This is a genomic window from Pseudomonas sp. 05N434 (assembly GCF_056396965.1).
The window spans coordinates 1-19,699 of record NZ_JBFTMK010000087.1; the positions used below are offsets into that span (position 1 = coordinate 1).

Genomic DNA, 19,699 nt, shown 5'->3' on the forward strand with positions numbered 1-19,699 from the left:
GGTTCTCCTGTTTCTCTATTCCACCCCGATTCTGTCGGCTGCCCAGCCCGTTCCCAACGAGCCGGACGCGGCCCGTGAGCGCTTGATGAGTTTTATCGAGGACTGAAACACGCTGGGTTAAAGATCAATAAAACTGATAGCTACTATGCATAAAGGTCGCTAGTTATCTTCTGTTTTTTGATCGATTCTGTGGGCACTGAAACATGCCCACGGAGATCACCATGGCCAGCACCATCCTCACTTCTGCCAAACACGGCGCCTACCTGGCCATTGGTCTTTACGTGGCCATGGTGTTGGTCGTCAGCCTTTCGGCTCAATCGCAACACAGCCTTCAAGCACCGATTCAGGTCGCTTATCCCGGCATCCAGTTCGAACACCGCGCTCAACATGCGGTGGTTGATGACGTCGACTTGGCGGGGGTGGCAGGGGCATGAAAGGACGCAGACTCTGGGTCATCGCCTTTCTGGCGTTCATGACCAATGGCGCTTCGTTGTTGGGGATCGGGCAGGGCTCGGCGGGCTCGGTGGCACGGGCCATCGAATGCAACCACAACATCGCCCACAACATCCAGACCGCCAAAGCGCTGGAGTTGCTGGTGGGTAATCCGCCGAGCAAATCCAATGGCGAATTTTTCGGGCCATTCCAGGTGGATTGCTCGGCGCTGGGGATGTGTGAAGTGTTGGCTTGATTCCCTTACCTGCACACACCCACACCTGTAGCAGCTGCCGAAGGCTGCGTTCGGCTGCGAAGCAGTCGTAAAACCAGAGCTTGCGGTGCATCAGTCAGACCGCATCAGCCGAGTTTACGACTGCTACGCAGCCGAACGCAGCCTCGCACGCTCGGCAGCTGCTACAAAGGCTGCTTCTGCATCACACCGGTGAACAGATCCGATTCCAGAAAGCGCTGCAACCAGCCCTGCAATCGCACATAAGGTGTCTGCCCGAACCACTCGCGATCCACATGGGCGAATTGCCGCACGAACGGCATCAAGGCGACATCGGCCAGGCTCGGGTGCTCGCTCAGCAAGTAGGCGCGCCCCTCCAGCAACTGATCCAGCTTGCGCAAGAACACCTCGCCCTCGGCGCGATAAAACGTCATTGGTTGCTCGGGATAACGCTCGGCGTATTTGTAGCGATTGAGGTGCACCTTGAACACCTGATCGTTTTCTTCGATCAGCCCGGCGATGTATTGCTGCCCGACAGGGTCATCGTTGAGAAGCCAGTCCTGCGGATCGTTCTGCGCCAGCGCCCAGCGCATGATTTCCAGGCTTTCATCGATCACCCGGCCGTCCACGCTAAGCACCGGTACCGTGCCTTTGCTCGACAGCGCGAGCATTTCGGCCGGTTTGGCCTTGAGGCTGACCTCGACGATATTCACCGCAACCCCCGAATAACGCAGGGCGATGCGAGCGCGCATGGCGTAGGGGCAGCGGCGGAACGAATACAGCGTGATCATTTCACCTCCAGGGTACTCAGGCCGTTGYCCTGGCGGTGGACCTGGATCTGCACCGGAATCCGTTCATGCATTTCCTGTACGTGGGAAATCACCGCGACCTTGCGTCCCTGCGCTTGCAGGCCGTCGAGGGCGTCCATGGCCAGTTGCAGGGATTCGGGGTCGAGGCTGCCGAAGCCTTCGTCGATGAACAGCGATTCGATTTTCAGCGTGCTCGATGCCATCGATGCCAAACCGAGCGCCAGCGCCAGCGACACCAGGAACGTCTCGCCGCCGGACAGCGAATGCACCGAGCGCAGTTCATCGCCCATCTCGGTGTCCATCACCAATAACCCGAGCATGCTGCCGCCCCGTTTCAGGCGATAGCGCCGCACCAGTTGCCGCAACTGAACGTTGGCGTGATGCACCAGCAGGTCGAGGTTGTAGGCCTGGGCGATTTTGCGGAAGGTGTCGCCGGTGGCCGAACCGATCAGCGCACTCAAGCGCGCCCAGCGCTGGTACTCGGCGTAGGCGTCGGCGATCTGCTGCGCCAGCGCCTGATTGGCGTTTTGTCGACGCTGATCTTCGGTTTGTTCAGCACGCAATTCGGCGCAGCGATGCTCGCTGGCGGCGAACAGGTTTTGCAGCTCGGCCAGTGCAGTGGCCAGTTGTCCGGCGTCCAGGTTGCCGTTGTGCTGCGCCTGATGATCGCGCAAGCGCTGATCCCGCTCCTGCAACAGCACCTTGGCTTGCGCGATGTCTTGTTCGCTTTGCTGCAATCGTTGACGCAGCTCGCTGAGCTGTTGGTCGTTGACACCGAGCAGCGCTTCCAGCCCACCGTCGTCCAGTTCTGGATGCTGCGCGCGCCAGTCGGCGATCTTGCTGCTGAGCTCGCGGTCTTCGCTTTCCAGGGCTTGCGCACGTTCCTGTTGCGCCTTGAGTTCGGCGGCCAGTTGCACCAGGCCCGTGCGCACGCTTTGCAGTTCCTGATTGGCCGTCGCTTCGGCATTGCGTGCCTGCTCGACGGCCTGATCCAGTTGCTGTTGCCATTGTTCGGCGCTGGCGTGTTCGCCCAGCAGTTGCGTCAGTTTTTCCTGGCAAGCCTGTTTTTGCCCGGCCAGCGCGCTGAACTGCTGCTGCGCGACGTCCAGTTGCTGGGTGCGGGTCTGCTGGCGGTCTTGTTCTTTGTCCAGCGTCTGCTGGCGTTGTTGCTGTTCAGCGAGTTCATCGCGCTGCTGTTCGAGTTGTTGCAGGCGCTGGGCGATCTGCTGGTCGAGCTGCATGAAAGTCGCGGCGGGTTCATTGCGCAGCGCTTCCAGCGTCTGGGCTGGCAGCAGGCTGCTGAACGCGCTCAGTTCTTCGTCCAGGCGTTGGCGATCGCTGCTCAACTCCCGTTGCTGGTTGAGCAGGTGTTGTGTCGCCTGTTGGTTCGCCGCTTCGGCGCTGCGCAGTTGTTGCGCCAGTCGCGCGGCATCCTGTTGCAGGGTGAGCAGGGCGGTTTGCCGCTGTTCGTCCTGGGTGATGCTCTGGTTCAACTGGCTGCTTTGTTGGGTCAGCCAGGCATCGCGTTTGTCTGCGTCCTGGGCCAACAGTTGAGCAGACAGAGGGTGCGCTTCCAGGCTCGGTGCCAGGCTCTGTTGCTGAGTGGCGAGTTGTTCTTGCTGTTGCAGCAATTCCTTTTGCTGAGCAATCAGGCCACCGACTTCGGCGCGCAGATCGGTGAGTTTTTCCTTGAGCAGGTCAACGGCTTTCTGGGCGTTGGCCTGTTCGTTTTCATCGTGCCGACCGAGGCTTTGCAGCAAGGCTTCGGGCTGATGATAAGGATGGTCCGGGCTGCCACAAACCGGGCACGGCTGATCGTCCAGCAGTTGTGCACGCAGCTCTTCGACGCTGGCACTGCGTGCCAGGCGCTGACGTTCCAGCAGTTCGCGGGTGACGGTCAGGGTCTGTTCGGCAACGGTCAATTCGGCTTTGGTTTTCACGCCGTCCTGAGTCAGACGATCACGCTCTTGCTGAGCGGCGAGTTGGCGCTGCTGCAACTCGGCGCCGCGTTTGTCCAGTTCCTGCTGGTTGGCCCACAGCCGCGTCAGCTCTTCAATGGCCCGCAGTTGCTTGCGGTTGTCCTGTAGCAGGCTGCCGAGGATCTGAATCTGCTCGGCCACCGCTTCAGGTTCGGCGCCGGCCTCTTTGTACAGCAGCTCAAGGCTCTGGCGCTGGGATGCCAGATCCTCGGCGGCGCGGGTGGCGTTTTGCTCCAGGCCGGCCAGTTCGGACTGGCCCTTGTTCAGGCGATTGCCGATCAGCATCAGTTGTTGCAGACGATCGCGGTAGGCGTTCCAGGCGTCGCTCAGTGGCGCCAGATGAGTGCTCTGCTCAAGCTCACCGGCGATACGCTGCAACCGTTCTGCGACCTGTTTCTGCTGGTCAAGCAAGCCCTGAATCGTACTTTGGCCCTGAGTGCTGGCCAGTTCTGCCTGYTGCTTGAGGTCGGCACTGAGGCTGGCGTCCTTGACCAGGCGGGCGAGGGTGCTTTGCTCTTCGAAGGCCTGACGCAGCAGCGGCGCGCTGGTGCTGTGTTGGCTTTGTGCGGCGGCCAGTGCCGTTTGCGCCGCGCTCAGGCTGTGTTCGAGCTGAGCCTGACGCACGTTCAGTTCGGTTTGCTGTTGGGTATGCTGCTGAATCTGTGCCGCCAGCGGTGTGAGCTGGGTGGTCAATTCGGTCTTTCGCGCGAATTGGTGCCGTTGCGGGGCCAGTTGCTCCAGACGGGTCAGCTTCAAGCGCTCGCTGGCCAGGCTGTCCCAGTGTTGTTGGGCGGATTGCAGTTGCTCGGTGGCGCTCTGTTGCGCGTCCTGCAACTGGCGCAGGTCCTTGAGCCAGGTGTGTTGCAGCTCCAATTGCTTGAGCTGCGCCTGCTGGGTCTTGAGTTGCTGCTGCGCGTCATTGAAGCGCTCATCAAGCTCGGCCCGGGCTTCAGGCGACAGTGGCGTGACCCCGGTGGCCTGGTCCTGCAACAGCTTGTGGGCTTCGCGCGCTTCTTTGGTCTTGTCGAAGGCGCGGCGACCGAGGCGGGTGTAGAGCGCGGTGTCGGTGAGCTTTTCCAGCAGTTCGCTACGGTCGTTGTCGTCCGCTTTGAGGAACGCACTGAACTCGCTCTGGGCCAACAACACGGCGCGGGTGAATTGTTCGAAGTTCAGGCCCAGCGCCGTTTCGAGCTGGGTCTTGTATTCGCCTTTCTGGCTGGCCAGCAGTTGATCCTGATCGATGTCGCGCAGGCTCTGGCGACTGGCTTGCAGCTTGCCGCCGGCCTTTTCCCGAGCGCGATTGGCCTCCCAGCGCGCGCGATAGCGGCGACCGTCGATGCCGACGAAATCCACTTCGGCATAACCTTCGCCGGTGCCACGACGCAGCAGGGTCCGCGGGTCGCCGGTGCCGATTTCGCCATCAGCGTCCGGAACCTTGGCATCGCGGCCGGTATTGTTCAGCCGCGGCACGGCGCCAAACAGCGCCAGGCACAGCGCATCGAGCAGGGTGCTTTTGCCGGCGCCGGTCGGCCCGGTAATCGCAAACAGGCCGGCACTGGCCAAGGGTTCGGCGGTGAAGTCGATTTCAAATGGCCCGGCCAGGGAGGCGAGGTTTTTCAAGCGGATCGCGAGGATTTTCATGGCTGTTCGCTCTCCATCTGCACATCTTGCAGCAGCTCGGCGAAGTCCCTGAGCGTTTGCTCGTCGACCTCGCTGCCGTAGTTGTCCTGCCAGGCGCGGCTGAACAGTTCCTGCGGCGTCAGTTGGTCCAGTTCGATCAAGGTGGCGCCGTCCTCGACGCCGTCGCGGTTGCCGTTGCCGGCGTATTCGGCGGCAATCCGCACCAGCCGTACCGCTTTGCCTTGCAGGGCTGTTTCCACTTGATGGCGCAGGTCCGGTTGCGGTTCATCGAGGCGCACCCGCACTTCCAGCCACGGCTGGCGCTGGATGTCGGCGAGCAGGTCGATGTTGGGCAGGTCGGCCAGTTGCAGCAGGATCTCCGCCAGCGGCGCGGGGCCGAGGCGTTGCAGGTTCACTGGTCGGGGAATGAGCTTCGGTTCGACGCTGAGCAGGGTTTCGCCATCCAGTTTGATGTCGAGAATCTGATGCTGATAACCGATCTCGGAGAATGACAACGGAATCGGCGAGCCGCTGTAGCGGATGCGTTCTTCGCCGTTGACCTTCTGCGGCTTGTGCAAATGCCCGAGGGCGACATAGCTGATGCTCGGCCCGAACAGGCTGGCAGGCAGGGCTTCAGCGTTGCCGATGATCAGGCTGCGCTCGGAGTCCTCGGACACCGAACCGCCGGCCATGTGCGCATGGCTGATAGCGATCAGCGCCTGACCCGGCTTGCGCTTGGCGTTCGCCGCTTCAATCAGCCATTCGTGAACCTGGCCGATGCCGCGCAAATAGTTGTCACCCAGCTGCGCGCCGGTCACTTCGGCGGGGCGCAGGAACGGAAGCGCCAGGCACCAGGCAGCGATTGCGCCGCTGGCATCCGGCAACGGCAGCAACAGGCGTTCGGCATCCAGTTGGCCGTCATCCAGCCACAGCACGCGCCCCAGGGCGTGAGTGCGCAAGCGGCGCATCAACGGCGCGGGCAGTTCGATGCGCGAGCCGGAGTCGTGGTTGCCGGCGATCATCACGATGGTCAGCAAGGGCTGCTGCTCGTGGGCGCTGACGATGAAATCGTAGAGGCGTTCCTGGGCTTTGACCGGCGGGTTGACCGTGTCGAAGATATCGCCGGCAATCAGCAGCACATCAGGCTGGTCCAGCTTCAGCTGACGCAGCAGCCAGTCGAGAAAACAGGCGTGCTCGAAATCGCGTTCCTGGCCGTGCAGGTTCTGCCCAAGGTGCCAGTCGGAGGTGTGGAACAGACGCAAGGCGTACTCCGCAACAAAATAAGGTGATGGCCGCGGGGGAAATGATGGCGGCTAAAGAGGGGAGAGTTTACTGGCAAACACATGGGATGTGGTCAGGCACTGATTTTGAGGTGAGGGGATTGCCCGAATGTCAGTCTGTGAAACGAGCCGCTTTTCGTAGGAGCCAGGCTTGCCGGCGAAAGCGCTCTTAAGGACGCCTTCGCCGGCAAGCCTGGCTCCTACGTGTACGATTTGCCCCTTGCGACAAAAAGCCCCTTCATCCCATTGGTCGGGACTATTTAGGATAAAGCGGCGGCAACCCGCTGTCGCCGACCACGCCTTGAAACCCTTCGGCCGTCGGGATCGCCCGGATGGCGCGCCAGAGTTCTTCACCTTGCCAATACTGCCCGGTCTCGCTGTAGAGCGCGCCGTTCAGGCCGTCGAGGGCATCGGACAGTGGCACGAAGCGGGCAGCCATGTCGGCCAGGGTTTCCGGTTGTTGCCGGGCCCAGGCGTCGAGGGCCTGGCGGGTGGCGTGGGTGTCGTTGGCCTGGCAGGCGCGTTTGAGGTCGTCGAGCAGCGTGCGTGGGCTCGGGCCGGTCTGCGCTGCCCGCAGGACTGCCGGTTGCGAGCGGGCGCGCCACCAGAGGCCGAAGCCTAGCAGGGTGGTGCAGGCCAGAATTGCCGTACTGAGTTTCCACCACCAAAGGGCTTCGTTGCTGGCGCCGGACATCACCAGCGGGCTGCTCGCCGGGGTGTCGACGATCAGGCTCGGATTGCTCGCCACTTGCAGCGTGCGGGCCGGCAGGCTGGTGTGTTCCAGATGATCCTCGAAGGTGTTCCACCAGATCACTTCAACGCTCGGCAAGTCGATGTCGCCGGTGCGGGTCGGCACCAGGGCTTCACGGTCCTCGCGACTGCCGACCAAGCCACGCTCTCCGCTCTGGTTGCTCAGCACCGGTTGATCCGGGTAGCGCCGCAGGCCGTTGATCTCGGTGGCGGGCAACGGTGGCAGTTGAGAGCTGGCGAGGCCTTCGGCGCTCAAGGTCAGGCTGCGGGTCAGCGAGTCGCCGACCTGCGCATGATCCGGTTCCGGGCTCCAGCTTTCACTCAGGCTCAGGCTGCGGGCCGGTAGCCAGGGAACATCGGCTGGATAACTGCCGGGCTTGGCCTTGACCGTCAGCGGAATCTCTGTGGAACTGACGCGCATCAATTTGCCCGGTTTTGGCCCCTGGGGCGATCCGTCCTGGGACGGTTGGGCATCGACCAGTGTGGCACTGAACACTTGCGCCGGAATGGTCAATACACCGCTGTGCTGTGGGTAGATCGCGTAGCGCATTTCGATCACGCCGTGGCGCAAACCGTTGATGGCTTTCTCGTAGGTGCGCGACTCGCCCAGTTGTTCGATGCGCGCATCGGGAATCTGCAACGGGGTCAGGCTGCTGTCGTCGTACAGCGACACCGAATGATAAATGCGCAAGGTCAGGATCGCCTGAGCCTGCACATAGACGCTGTTCTGGTCGAGGCTGGCTTCGATGAACACCGGCGCTAGCGTGTTGCTGCTGTCCTGGGTTTCGCTTTCGATCACCTGCACGGTAATCGGTTGGCTCTGCGCCTCGCCCAGTTGCAGTGACGGAATTACCACACTGCCGTTCTGCCGGGGCAGCAGGGTGATGATCCAGCGGGTGGTCGCTTGAGTGTTGCCGTTGAGGGTGTTCGGTTGGTTGACCTGACGGGTACCGCGCACCTCGAACTGCGGCTCCAGCGGAGTCAGGTCGGGTTTGCCGAACTGGGTCACGTCGCTGGATTCCAGAGTCAGTTCGACCGTCTCCCCGGAATTCAGGCGACTGCGATCGACACTGGCGACCAGCTCCGCGGCCTGGGCCTGAGCGGTGCAGAGAAGCAGTGCAAGCAAGAAGGCGGTGAAGCGGGTCATCGAGTTTTTCCCTGATCCTGATGTTGTTGCTGTTCGTACCAGAATTTGCGCCTGAGCAGTTCGCCGGGGTCATCCGGGATCTTGCGCAACCATTGCTCCAGCGCCTGTTGCTGTTCGCCTTCGAGCATGTCGCTGGCGGGGCGCCGTGGTGGCGTGGTGCTTTGTTCATCCCCCAATTCGCTGCCCGGAACTTCATTGGCGCCCGGTTGCGGTGGTGCCGTGGGCGGCTGCTCGGCGTCCGGCGTGGCCTGTTGGGCATCGGTTTTCGGCTCGCCATCACTCGGCTGGGTGGCGCTGCCCGGTGGCGGTTCCTGAGGCATGGTTTCGGTTTCGCCCTCGGCGGTTTTGTCCGGCTCGACGGGCGGTGTAGCGGTTTTCTGCTTGAGCAGCGTTTCCACCAGTGCCTTGTTGGTCAGCGCCGGGCGCAGGTCTGGCTGAAGCTCCAGCGCTTGCTCATAAGCATCCAGCGCCGCTTCCAGTTCGCCGCTTTTGGCCAGCGCGTTACCCCGATTGTAGTGGGCGTGGGCGTCGTTGCCTTGGGCAAACCGCTGGGCGGCGCCACTGTAGTCGCCAGCTTCATAGAGCGCCACACCTTGCCATTGCGGGTCTTCGAAATGCTGCGCGGCTTCGGCAGGGCGCTTTTGTTTGAGCAAGTGCAAACCCTGCTGATCGGGCCGCAGCCACAAGTCTTCGAAATCGAAGGCATAACTCGGTTGCGGCAGCAGGAACAGCAGCGGCAAGCAGAACAGCCAGCCGCGACGCCCGGCACAGGCGGCCAGCAACAACAATGGCAGCAGCAGCCAGTAGCCTTGATCGGCCCAGGTGTCGAGGCGCAACGTCTGGCCGTCGTTGCGCAGGTCCCGTGGGCCGTCGAGCAGGCCGAGGTCGCGCAGGTCGGCATCGTCCAGGCGTGCCTGGGCGTAACCTCCACCCAGGCCATTGGCAAAGGCTTTCAGGCTGGGGCCGTCCAGATGCGGCACCAGAATCGCGCCCTGATCGTCCTTGAGGAAACTGCCGTCGTCCTGCGCGACCGGCGCACCTTCGGCGGTACCGATGCCGAGCATCAGAAATTGTGTGGACTTGGCGTCCAGCGCCTGACGAATCCCTTGGCGTTCGTGTTCCGTCAGCGACGAACCGATCAGCAGGATCCGCCCCTGGCCAAGGGCTCCCTGATCCAGCAGCGTCAGGGCCTTGGCCACCGCCAGATCGGCGCGATGACCGGCCTGGGGCATCAGCGACGGCTTGAGCGCATCCAAAAGATTGCGGCTGGTCGACAGGTCATCCGACAGTGGCACCAGCGTATGGGCGCTGCCGGCGTAGACGACGATGGCGGTCTGCGCGTCGCTGCGGTTTTGCAGCAGATCCAGCAGTTTGCGCCGGGCCTGTTCCAGCCGGTTTGGCGCAACGTCTGCGGCAAGCATTTCCGGGGTCAACTCAAGCAGCACCACCAGCGGGTCAGCGGGTTTCTGGCCGGTTTGCTCAACGCGTTGCCAGCTCGGCCCCAGCAGGGCCAGCACGGTCAGCACCCAGGCCAGGCCCAGGGCGACCCACGGCAGTTTGCTCTCGCGACCGCTGCCACCACTGAGCAACGCGGCATGGAAGGCCGGTGGCAGAATCATTTGCCAGCGACCCGCGCGCTTCTGCCGGTGCCAGAGTTGCCAGAGCAACCAGCCCAGCAACGGCAGCAATAGCAGCCACCAAGGGCGGAACCAGTACGGCCAGAGAGCGATCATCGGCGCCTCCGCAGACGCAGGCGTTTGAGGCGCTGACGCCAGTCGGGCAGTTGCGTATGCAGAAACCGCTCTTTGGTAAACAGCTTCTTGGTGAATAGACGTTGCAACGGGTTATCCGGCCAGCGCTCACGGATCACCAGCAGCATGCTCAACAGCAGCGCCATCGCCAGAGGCCAGTGATACAACGCCTGGGCCGGACGGGCCTGCGTAGGTTGCTGGGCCACCGGTTCCAGTTTGTCGAGGGTGGTCTTGATCGCCTGCAATTCCTGGCCGTCGCGGGCGCGGAAATACTGGCCTCCGGTGGCTTGGGCAATGGCTTTCAAGGCCGGCTCGTCGAGGTCCAGGCTCGGGTTGATGCCCAGGAAGCCCAGGGTGCCGCTTTGTTCCGGGTCGGCGCCAATGCCGATCGGGTAGATTTTTACGCCTTCATTCGCCGCCAGACGTGCGGCGGTCAGCGGATCGATTTCGCCGCCATTGTTGGCGCCGTCGGTGACCAGAATCAGCACGCGGCTTTGTGCCGGGCGTTGGCGCAGGCGTTTGAGGGCCAGGCCGATGGCGTCGCCGATGGCGGTGTTCTTGCCGGCGATGCCGATCCGCGCTTCGTCGAGCCAGACACGCACGGTATGGCGGTCGAAGGTCAGCGGCGCTTGCAGATAGGCCTGGCTGCCGAACAGGATCAAACCGACCCGGTCGCCATCGCGACTTTCGAGAAAATCACCGAGCAAATGCTGCACCAGTGACAGTCGGCTGACGTCTTCGTCCTGCCACTGCATGTCGGGGAAGTCCATTGAGCCGGAGACGTCCACCGCCACCAGCAAATCGCGRCCACTGGCGGCAATCGGTAGCGGTTCGCCGAGCCATTGCGGGCGCGCTGCGGCGATCAGCAGCAACAGCCACATCAGAATGAACGGGGCTTGCTGGCGCCAGGTCGGCAGGTTGGCCCGGGCGCGGCGGCGAGCGAGGCCTTCGAGGTCGCTGAGGAAGCTGACCTTGAGCGCCGGTTCGCCACTGTCGGCCACCGGCAACAGCACCCGCATCAGCCACGGTAGCGGCAGCAGGGCGAAAATCCACGGCCAGGCGAACTCAAACATGTTTGCGAATCCAGGTGTCGACGGCTTGAGTCAGGCCGGCGATGGCCTTGTCGTCGAGTTTGCACTCGGGCTTGTAGGCACCTTCCACCAGCACCATCCAGCGTGTAAGGCCAGCAGCCGGGCAGCGGTTGTCGAGGAACGCCAGCCACTGGCGGCCGTTGAGGGTGTGGCTCTGACTGTAGGGGTAATGGTTGCGGCACAGGCGTTTGAGCAAACCGTTGAGTTGCTGCAGCCAGGCACCGGCCGGGGCGCCGTCGTAGGGTTTGGGCATCAGCGCGAGTTCGGCCAGGGCGGCGAGGCGCACCGGGTCCAGCGGTTGTTCAGCGCGCACGACAGGGCGCTTGTCCGGAATGAAGCGTCGCAACTGCCATACGCCGAAACCGATCAGCGGCAGCAACAACAGCAGCAGCCACCAGCCCGGTGCCGGCGGCCAGAAGCCGATCGGTGGCGGGGAAATCAGCGGTTGCAGTTGATCCGGCGGCGGGCAGGGCGTGATCCAGCGGGTCGGACACCGGCAGCAGCAACAGGTCGCAATGGCGCGACAACAGGCYCAGTTGCTGCTCGGCACTGTCGGACAAGGCGCGTTCGTCGCAGATCACAATCACCAGGCTGCCGGGGCGCAGCACTTCCCGGGCGCGGCGCAGGGCAATGCCGAAGGCATCGCGGTCCGGTTCGCGCTCGGTGTGCAGCGATTGATTGACCCGCACCAGCCGGTTGAGCAGTTGCAGCAGGCTCTGCTTACTGCGTCGAGGCTTGATTTCGTAATGCTCGTTGTCGCCGAACACCAGCCCGCCGACCCGGTCGTTATGCCCCAGCGCGGCCCAGCCAATCAGGCTCGCGGCCTGGGCGGCCAGCACCGACTTGAACATCAACCCGGAGCCGAAAAACAGCCGGCGGCTCTGTTCGACCATGATGAATATCGGCCGCTCACGTTCCTCATGGAACAGCTTGGTGTGCGGTTCCTGGGTCCGGGCGGTGACGCGCCAGTCGATGCTGCGCACATCATCGCCGGCCTGATAGACCCGCACCTGATCGAAGTCCACCCCGCGCCCGCGCAGTTTGGAGTGGTGCAGGCCGATCAGCGGGCTGCGCTGGCTCGGCGTGGAAAACAGCTGCACTTCGCGCACACGATGGCGCATCTCGATCAGCTCGGCGAGGCTGATGCGGATGCCCGGCTCGGGCGGCAGAAGGGTGTTCATCGGGGTCAAGCGACGGCTACGACGTCGAGAATCCGCTGGACCACCCGGTCCTGGTCGATGCCAGCGGCTTCGGCTTCAAAGGAAAGAATGATGCGGTGACGCAACACATCGAACAGCACCGCCTGAATGTCTTCCGGGCTGACGAAGTCGCGACCGGCCAGCCAGGCATGCGCCCGGGCGCAACGGTCGAGGGCGATGGAGCCGCGTGGACTGGCGCCGTAGGCGATCCATTCGGCCATTTCCGGGTCGAACTTGGCCGGGATCCGGGTGGCCATGACCAGTTGCACCAGGTATTCCTCCACGGCGTCGGCCATGTACAAGCCGAGGATTTCCTTGCGCGCGGCGAAGATCGCCTGCTGGCTGACCCGGCGTTCAGGTTTGGTTTCGCCGTGCAGTGCTTCGCCACGGGCCTGTTGCAGAATCCGTCGTTCGACGGTGGCGTCGGGGAAGCCGATTTTCACGTGCATCAGGAACCGGTCGAGCTGGGCTTCGGGCAACGGGTAGGTGCCTTCCTGCTCGATGGGGTTTTGCGTGGCCATGACCAGAAACAGCGGCGACGATGGCCTTGGTCTTGGCCAGCCCCGGGGCGCCCTCGACCAGCATGTGACCGTCGGCGAGCAAGGCGATGAGCAAGCGCTCGATGAGTTTTTCCTGGCCGAGAATCTGCGTTGAAAGAAAGGTTCGCAGCGCGAGCAGCGCTTCACGATGTTCCATCGATGACTGTTCCTGGAAAGGGTGACCGAAGACGTTCGAATAACGCCAGGGCTGGGGGCGTTACTTTAATCCATCGCGGGGGGCGCCGACTAACGGCATTTTGTAGAATTGTGCGGATTAACGCTCGTTCCCACGCTCTGCGTGGGAATGCATCACCGGACGCTCTGCGTCCCGCTTTAAAATCGTGACGCAGAGCGTCACAGGCTGCATCCCCACGCAGAGCGTGGGAACGATCACTAAACCGCCATCAGATTTCGCTGATGTAAGTACCAATCCCATTGAGGATGTTCTGCAAGGTTTCTTCCACCTCAGCCAGATCGCTGGCATCGGTACTGTGCAGGATTTCCAGCGAATCATTGCCACCCAGCGCATCGGCGTCCACGGCGGCGATTTCGATCAGCAGACGGTCAGGGCTGAGGGTGACTTTCACGCCATCCAGGGCCGAAGGCTTGTCGTGGAAGATGATCTCCAGCTCGTCCTCGTCCGGAAAGCGGCTCATCAGGAACATTTCGCCCTCGGCACTGGTGCAGCAGAGCATGGCCAGATTGTCTTCCTCGTCATCGCACGGATTGACGATCAAGAGGTCGGTTGTCATTTGCATGGGAAAAATCCTGGCTCGGCGAGCGTTGTGAACACAACAAACGGCAATTCTGCCAGCCCTGGGGAATTTCTGCTTGGCTGAGTGTCAGAGGATGTGTTGTGACCATCCGATGCGTCTCGAGTCATTTCTGGTACGAAGGTGCCGTAAATCCGGGCGTAAAACGCCCGTTTTCCTGCACGGCTGCTAGTGTTGTTCGAGGCGCATGCCACGAGTTACGTGCCGATGACCGAATATGTCGCAGCGCTGCAAGCACGGCCCTTGCCGCACTGGTTAAGCTGCGCAACGGATGAGCACCCGTAAAGGCATTGACGATGGCTGCGATGGTAGCCCCGCCAGTCGTTTTTGCAGATGCCCATTCAATGGAAGGTGAATGTGACCTGAGTGTCTCGTCCAGCTTCACCCAACTGTCGTCCTGTTTCCTCTGCCCGAGAATCAGGAACAGGGTGACGGATTGCCCCGAAAGGGGTTTGCACGCGACGCTTCCATCAATAACAAGCCCAAGCGGAGTACCACAGATGGCGTTCTTCACCGCAGCCAGCAAAGCCGACTTCCAGCACCAACTGCAAGCGGCACTGGCGCAGCACATCAGTGAACAGGCACTGCCACAAGTGGCGCTGTTCGCCGAACAATTTTTCGGCATCATTTCCCTCGACGAGCTGACCCAACGTCGGTTGTCCGACCTCGCCGGTTGCACCCTTTCTGCATGGCGCCTGCTTGAGCGCTTCGATCACGCTCAATCGCAAGTGCGTGTCTACAACCCCGATTACGAACGCCACGGCTGGCAGTCGACCCACACCGCGGTCGAAGTGCTGCACCACGATCTGCCATTCCTGGTGGATTCGGTGCGTACTGAGCTGAACCGTCGCGGCTACAGCATTCATACCCTGCAAACCACTGTGCTGAGCGTGCGTCGCGGCAGCAAGGGTGAGCTGTTGGAAATCCTGCCGAAAGGCACCCAGGGTGAAGGCATTCTGCAAGAATCGCTGATGTACCTGGAAATCGACCGTTGCGCCAACACGGCCGAATTGAATGTCCTGACCAAAGAGCTGGAGCAGGTTCTCGGTGAAGTCCGCGTTGCGGTCGCCGATTTCGAACCGATGAAAGCCAAGGTCCAGGAGCTGATCGAAGGCATCGACAATAGCCAGTTCGCCATCGACGCCGAAGAAAAATCCGAAATCAAGAGCTTCCTGGAATGGCTGGTGGGCAACCACTTCACCTTCCTGGGCTACGAAGAGTTCGTGGTGGGCGAGGATCAGAACGGCGGTCACATCGACTATGACCAGAGCTCGTTCCTCGGCCTGACCAAGCTGCTGCGCGCCGGCCTGACCGTCGATGACCTGCGCATCGAAGACTACGCCGTCAACTACCTGCGTGAACCGACGCCGCTGTCGTTCGCCAAGGCGGCACACCCAAGCCGTGTCCACCGTCCGGCCTACCCGGACTACGTGTCGATCCGCCAGATCGATGCCAACGGCAAGGTCATCAAGGAATGCCGCTTCATGGGCCTGTACACCTCGTCGGTGTATGGCGAAAGCGTGCGGGTCATTCCTTACATCCGTCGCAAGGTCGAGATCATCGAGCAGCGCTCGGGCTTCCAGGCCAAGGCTCACTTGGGCAAGGAACTGGCCCAGGTACTTGAAGTGTTGCCTCGCGATGACCTGTTCCAGACGCCGGTGGACGAGTTGTTCGCCACCGTGATGTCGATCGTGCAGATCCAGGAACGCAACAAGATCCGTGTATTCCTGCGCAAAGACCCGTACGGTCGTTTCTGCTACTGCCTGGCCTATGTGCCGCGTGACATCTACTCCACCGAAGTGCGCCAGAAGATCCAGCAAGTGCTGATGGATCGTCTGAAAGCCTCTGACTGCGAGTTCTGGACCTTCTTCTCCGAATCCGTGCTGGCCCGTGTGCAGCTGATTCTGCGGGTCGACCCGAAGAACCGTCTGGACATCGACCCGGTTCTGCTGGAAAAAGAAGTGGTGCAGGCCTGCCGCAGCTGGCAGGACGACTACGCCAGCCTGGTGGTCGAGAGCTTCGGCGAAGCCCAGGGCACCAACGTGCTGGCCGACTTCCCGAAAGGCTTCCCGGCCGGTTACCGCGAGCGCTTCGCCGCCCACTCGGCTGTGGTCGACATGCAGCACCTGCTGAGCCTGAGCGAAAAGAATCCGCTGGTGATGAGCTTCTATCAGCCGCTGGGTCAGGTATCGGGCCAACGTGAGCTGCACTGCAAGCTGTATCACGCCGACACGCCGCTGGCGTTGTCCGATGTGTTGCCGATCCTGGAAAACCTCGGCCTGCGTGTACTGGGTGAATTCCCGTATCGCCTGCGCCACAACAGCGGTCGCGAGTTCTGGATCCACGACTTTGCGTTCACGGCTGCCGAAGGCCTGGAACTCGACATCCAGCAACTCAACGACACCTTGCAGGACGCTTTCGTCCACATCGTGCGTGGCGATGCCGAGAACGATGCGTTCAACCGTCTGGTACTGACCGCCGGCCTGCCATGGCGCGACGTGGCGCTGCTGCGCGCCTATGCCCGTTACATGAAGCAGATCCGTCTGGGCTTCGACCTGGGTTACATCGCCAGCACCCTGAACAACCACACCGACATCGCTCGCGAGTTGACCCGGTTGTTCAAAACCCGTTTCTACCTGKCGCGCAAGCTGGCCAGTGACGACCTGGAAGACAAGCAACAACGCCTGGAACACGCGATTCTGAGCGCACTGGACGATGTTCAGGTGCTCAACGAAGACCGCATCCTGCGTCGTTACCTGGACCTGATCAAGGCGACCCTGCGGACCAACTTCTACCAGACCGATGCTCACGGTCAGAACAAGTCCTACTTCAGCTTCAAGTTCAACCCGCACCAGATTCCAGAGCTGCCGAAGCCGGTTCCGAAGTTCGAAATCTTCGTTTACTCGCCGCGCGTCGAAGGCGTGCACCTGCGCTTCGGCAACGTGGCTCGCGGCGGTCTGCGCTGGTCCGACCGTGAAGAAGACTTCCGCACCGAAGTCCTGGGCCTGGTAAAAGCCCAGCAAGTGAAGAACTCGGTCATCGTGCCGGTGGGTGCGAAGGGTGGCTTCCTGCCGCGTCGCCTGCCACTGGGCGGCAGCCGTGACGAGATCGCGGCCGAGGGCATCGCCTGCTACCGCATCTTCATCTCGGGCCTGTTGGACATCACCGACAACCTGAAAGACGGTGCGCTGGTACCACCGGCCAATGTCGTGCGCCATGACGACGATGACCCGTACCTGGTGGTGGCGGCGGACAAGGGCACTGCGACCTTCTCCGACATCGCCAACGGTATCGCCATCGACTACGGCTTCTGGCTCGGCGACGCGTTCGCATCTGGCGGTTCCGCCGGTTACGACCACAAGAAAATGGGTATCACCGCCAAGGGCGCGTGGGTCGGCGTACAACGCCACTTCCGCGAACGCGGTATCAACGTCCAGGAAGACAGCATCACCGTGGTAGGCGTCGGCGACATGGCCGGTGACGTGTTCGGTAACGGCTTGCTGATGTCCGACAAGCTGCAACTGGTCGCAGCCTTCAACCACCTGCACATCTTCATCGACCCGAACCCGGAGCCTGCCAGCAGCTTCGCCGAGCGTCAGCGCCTGTTCGACCTGCCGCGTTCGGCCTGGTCGGATTACGACACCAGCATCATGTCCGAAGGCGGCGGTATCTTCTCCCGTAGCGCGAAGAGCATTGCCATCTCCGAGCAGATGAAAGAGCGCTTCGACATTCAGGCCGACAAGCTGACCCCGACCGAACTGCTCAATGCCTTGCTCAAGGCACCGGTAGACCTGTTGTGGAATGGCGGTATCGGCACGTACGTCAAAGCCAGCAGCGAAAGCCACGCCGATGTCGGCGACAAGGCCAACGATGCACTGCGCGTGAACGGTAACGAACTGCGCTGCAAGGTTGTGGGCGAGGGCGGTAACCTGGGCATGACCCAACTGGGTCGCGTCGAGTTCGGCCTCAATGGCGGCGGTTCCAACACCGACTTCATTGACAACGCCGGTGGCGTGGACTGCTCCGACCACGAAGTGAACATCAAGATCCTGCTGAACGAAGTGGTTCAGGCCGGCGACATGACCGACAAGCAACGTAACCAGTTGCTGGCGAGCATGACCGACGAAGTCGGTGGCCTGGTGTTGGGCAACAACTACAAGCAGACCCAGGCACTGTCCCTGGCGGCCCGTCGTGCCTTGCCGCGGATCGCTGAATACAAGCGCCTGATGAACGATCTGGAAGCCCGTGGCAAGCTGGATCGCGCCATCGAGTTCCTGCCGTCGGAAGACGCGATCAACGAGCGCGTCGCGGCAGGCCATGGCCTGACCCGTGCCGAGCTGTCGGTGCTGATCTCCTACAGCAAGATCGACCTCAAGGAGCAGTTGCTGGGCTCCCTGGTGCCGGACGACGACTACCTGACCCGCGACATGGAAACCGCTTTCCCGCCGACGCTGGTCAGCAAGTTCTCTGCCGCCATGCGCCGTCACCGCCTGAAGCGCGAAATCGTCAGCACCCAGATCGCCAACGATCTGGTCAACCACATGGGCATCACCTTCGTTCAACGGCTCAAAGAGTCGACCGGCATGAGCCCGGCGAACGTGGCCGGTGCGTATGTGATCGTGCGTGACATTTTCCACCTCCCGCACTGGTTCCGTCAGATCGAAGCCCTGGATTATCAGGTCTCGGCCGACGTACAACTGGAGCTGATGGACGAGCTGATGCGTCTGGGCCGTCGCGCTACGCGCTGGTTCCTGCGTGCCCGCCGCAACGAGCAGAACGCCGCCCGTGACGTCGCGCATTTCGGTCCGCACCTGAAGGAGTTGGGCCTCAAGCTTGACGAACTGCTCAGTGGCGAGATTCGCGACACCTGGCAGGCTCGCTATCAGGCGTACGTCGAAGCCGGTGTGCCGGAGTTGTTGGCACGCATGGTGGCTGGCACCACGCACCTGTACACCCTGCTGCCGATCATCGAAGCCTCCGACGTGACCGGCCAGGATCCAGCAGATGTGGCCAAGGCCTACTTCGCCGTGGGCAGTGCGCTGGACATCACCTGGTACCTGCAACAGATCAGCGCCCTGCCGGTTGAAAACAACTGGCAAGCCCTGGCCCGTGAAGCGTTCCGCGATGACGTCGACTGGCAACAACGTGCGATCACCATCTCGGTCCTGCAACAGGGCGACGGCACCCAGGACGTGGAAACACGCCTGGAGCTGTGGATGGAGCAGAACGAAGGCATGATCGAACGCTGGCGCGCCATGCTGGTGGAAATCCGTGCCGCCAGTGGCACTGATTACGCCATGTACGCGGTGGCCAACCGTGAATTGCTGGATGTCGCGTTGAGCGGTCAAACGGTAGTACCTGCCGTTATCACCGCTACTGCGGGTGCCGAGCTGGAACCGGCTGCCTGATTGAGCGTTGAATGAAAAAGCCCCGTCTCGAGAGAGACGGGGCTTTTTTTTGCCTGACGGTTTTTTTGGGGGGGGCTGGTCGGGCCTCTTCGCCYCAGCGATCAGTTCTGCAAAGGAATCAACACTTTCTCATCCGGGGCCAACACCATGAACACCAACAGCTTGGCGGGTTGGGTGGCGCTGGCATTTTTCGAGACCAGATGTTCCGAACCGGCCGGCTCATACCAGAATTCGCCAGCCTTGTAGGTAATCGTTTTTTCGCCTTTGACTTGAGAAGTGATCTCCCCCGAAAGCACATAGGCCATGGCCGTACCCTGGTGTTTATGGGCAATGGAAGATTGGCCCGGCTGGTAATCGACTTCGATCATCAAGGCTTTTTTGCCAGGTGCGTTTTTTAGCATCTGGTCCTGCAGAATGGTGACGTTTTCCGAAGGGGCGGCGGTTTTGTCGGCGAATGCCGAGGCTGAAACGCTCAGGGCCAGGGCGGTGAGAGAGGCGGCAAAAAAACGAAGTGCATTCATGGTTGATTACCTGTGGTGGTGAGTCGTCAGGGACCACGGTAAGCCGCGCCGTCGGGCAATCAAACGGCCAATTTTCCGGAAGGTGAGGGGACCAATCACTGATGTTACGTTCCCTGTAGCAGCTGTCGAGCCTGCGAGGCTGCGTTCGGCTGCGAAGCAGTCGTCAAA

General features: G+C 61.8%; 13 protein-coding genes and 2 pseudogenes. 3 read left to right on the forward strand and 12 right to left on the reverse strand.

Annotation, left to right across the window (positions count from 1 at the left end):
- Positions 1-221 precede the first annotated feature (221 nt).
- Together AC1DLB_RS08375 and AC1DLB_RS08380 are read left to right on the forward strand one after the other, a co-directional pair.
- Entirely contained in the window at positions 222-434 is a 213-nt protein-coding gene (locus AC1DLB_RS08375) for a hypothetical protein (protein ID WP_018926170.1), read from the forward strand.
- Positions 431-688 carry a hypothetical protein gene (locus AC1DLB_RS08380; protein WP_018926169.1) on the forward strand — a complete coding sequence of 86 codons (258 nt, stop codon included), beginning with the start codon at positions 431-433 and terminating at the stop codon, positions 686-688. The genes AC1DLB_RS08375 and AC1DLB_RS08380 overlap by 4 nt, the downstream gene beginning before the upstream one ends.
- A 161-nt stretch (positions 689-849) precedes the next feature.
- Here the strand turns inward: AC1DLB_RS08380 and AC1DLB_RS08385 are convergent, their stop codons facing one another.
- The 11 genes and pseudogenes from AC1DLB_RS08385 to AC1DLB_RS08435 all read right to left on the reverse strand — a co-directional run bounded on the left by AC1DLB_RS08385 (position 850) and on the right by AC1DLB_RS08435 (position 14,128).
- Positions 850-1,455, reverse strand: a complete 606-nt coding sequence (locus AC1DLB_RS08385) for a glutathione S-transferase (protein ID WP_477742993.1) — start codon at positions 1,453-1,455, stop codon at positions 850-852.
- Positions 1,452-5,093 (reverse strand): AAA family ATPase, encoded by a 3,642-nt coding sequence (locus tag AC1DLB_RS08390; protein WP_477784859.1) that lies wholly within the window; start codon positions 5,091-5,093, stop codon positions 1,452-1,454. The genes AC1DLB_RS08385 and AC1DLB_RS08390 overlap by 4 nt, the downstream gene beginning before the upstream one ends.
- On the reverse strand, positions 5,090-6,334 hold the full coding sequence (locus AC1DLB_RS08395; RefSeq protein ID WP_477742995.1) for an exonuclease SbcCD subunit D C-terminal domain-containing protein: 1,245 nt from the start codon (positions 6,332-6,334) through the stop codon (positions 5,090-5,092). Before AC1DLB_RS08395 ends, AC1DLB_RS08390 begins: the two co-directional genes overlap by 4 nt.
- A 274-nt stretch (positions 6,335-6,608) precedes the next feature.
- On the reverse strand, positions 6,609-8,249 hold the full coding sequence (locus tag AC1DLB_RS08400; RefSeq protein WP_477742996.1) for a BatD family protein: 1,641 nt from the start codon (positions 8,247-8,249) through the stop codon (positions 6,609-6,611).
- Complete coding sequence (locus tag AC1DLB_RS08405; RefSeq protein ID WP_477742997.1) at positions 8,246-9,982, reverse strand: vWA domain-containing protein; 1,737 nt, start codon at positions 9,980-9,982, stop codon at positions 8,246-8,248. The genes AC1DLB_RS08400 and AC1DLB_RS08405 overlap by 4 nt, the downstream gene beginning before the upstream one ends.
- The gene (locus AC1DLB_RS08410) at positions 9,979-11,073 is read right to left on the reverse strand and encodes a vWA domain-containing protein (protein ID WP_064618194.1); all 1,095 of its coding nucleotides are present in this window, start codon (positions 11,071-11,073) and stop codon (positions 9,979-9,981) included. Before AC1DLB_RS08410 ends, AC1DLB_RS08405 begins: the two co-directional genes overlap by 4 nt.
- The gene (locus tag AC1DLB_RS08415; RefSeq protein ID WP_477784861.1) at positions 11,066-11,569 is read right to left on the reverse strand and encodes a DUF4381 domain-containing protein; all 504 of its coding nucleotides are present in this window, start codon (positions 11,567-11,569) and stop codon (positions 11,066-11,068) included. The genes AC1DLB_RS08410 and AC1DLB_RS08415 overlap by 8 nt, the downstream gene beginning before the upstream one ends.
- Positions 11,540-12,272: pseudogene (locus tag AC1DLB_RS08420) on the reverse strand (DUF58 domain-containing protein); the annotation flags it as partial. The gene AC1DLB_RS08415 and the pseudogene AC1DLB_RS08420, both read right to left, overlap by 30 nt.
- Positions 12,273-12,277: 5 nt before the next feature.
- Positions 12,278-12,986: pseudogene (locus AC1DLB_RS08425) on the reverse strand (AAA family ATPase).
- A 247-nt stretch (positions 12,987-13,233) separates the two neighbouring features.
- Positions 13,234-13,587 (reverse strand): hypothetical protein, encoded by a 354-nt coding sequence (locus AC1DLB_RS08430; protein ID WP_018926161.1) that lies wholly within the window; start codon positions 13,585-13,587, stop codon positions 13,234-13,236.
- A 121-nt stretch (positions 13,588-13,708) separates the two neighbouring features.
- Positions 13,709-14,128, reverse strand: a complete 420-nt coding sequence (locus AC1DLB_RS08435) for a hypothetical protein (RefSeq protein ID WP_477779283.1) — start codon at positions 14,126-14,128, stop codon at positions 13,709-13,711.
- Between AC1DLB_RS08435 and AC1DLB_RS08440 the strand changes: the two genes are divergently transcribed.
- Positions 14,103-19,010 (forward strand): NAD-glutamate dehydrogenase, encoded by a 4,908-nt coding sequence (locus tag AC1DLB_RS08440; protein WP_477784860.1) that lies wholly within the window; start codon positions 14,103-14,105, stop codon positions 19,008-19,010. The two genes, AC1DLB_RS08435 and AC1DLB_RS08440, sit on opposite strands and share 26 nt — an antisense overlap.
- Positions 19,011-19,111: 101 nt before the next feature.
- Here AC1DLB_RS08440 and AC1DLB_RS08445 read toward each other — a convergent pair whose 3' ends face one another.
- The gene (locus tag AC1DLB_RS08445) at positions 19,112-19,531 is read right to left on the reverse strand and encodes a cupin domain-containing protein (RefSeq protein ID WP_477742998.1); all 420 of its coding nucleotides are present in this window, start codon (positions 19,529-19,531) and stop codon (positions 19,112-19,114) included.
- Positions 19,532-19,699 lie beyond the last annotated feature (168 nt).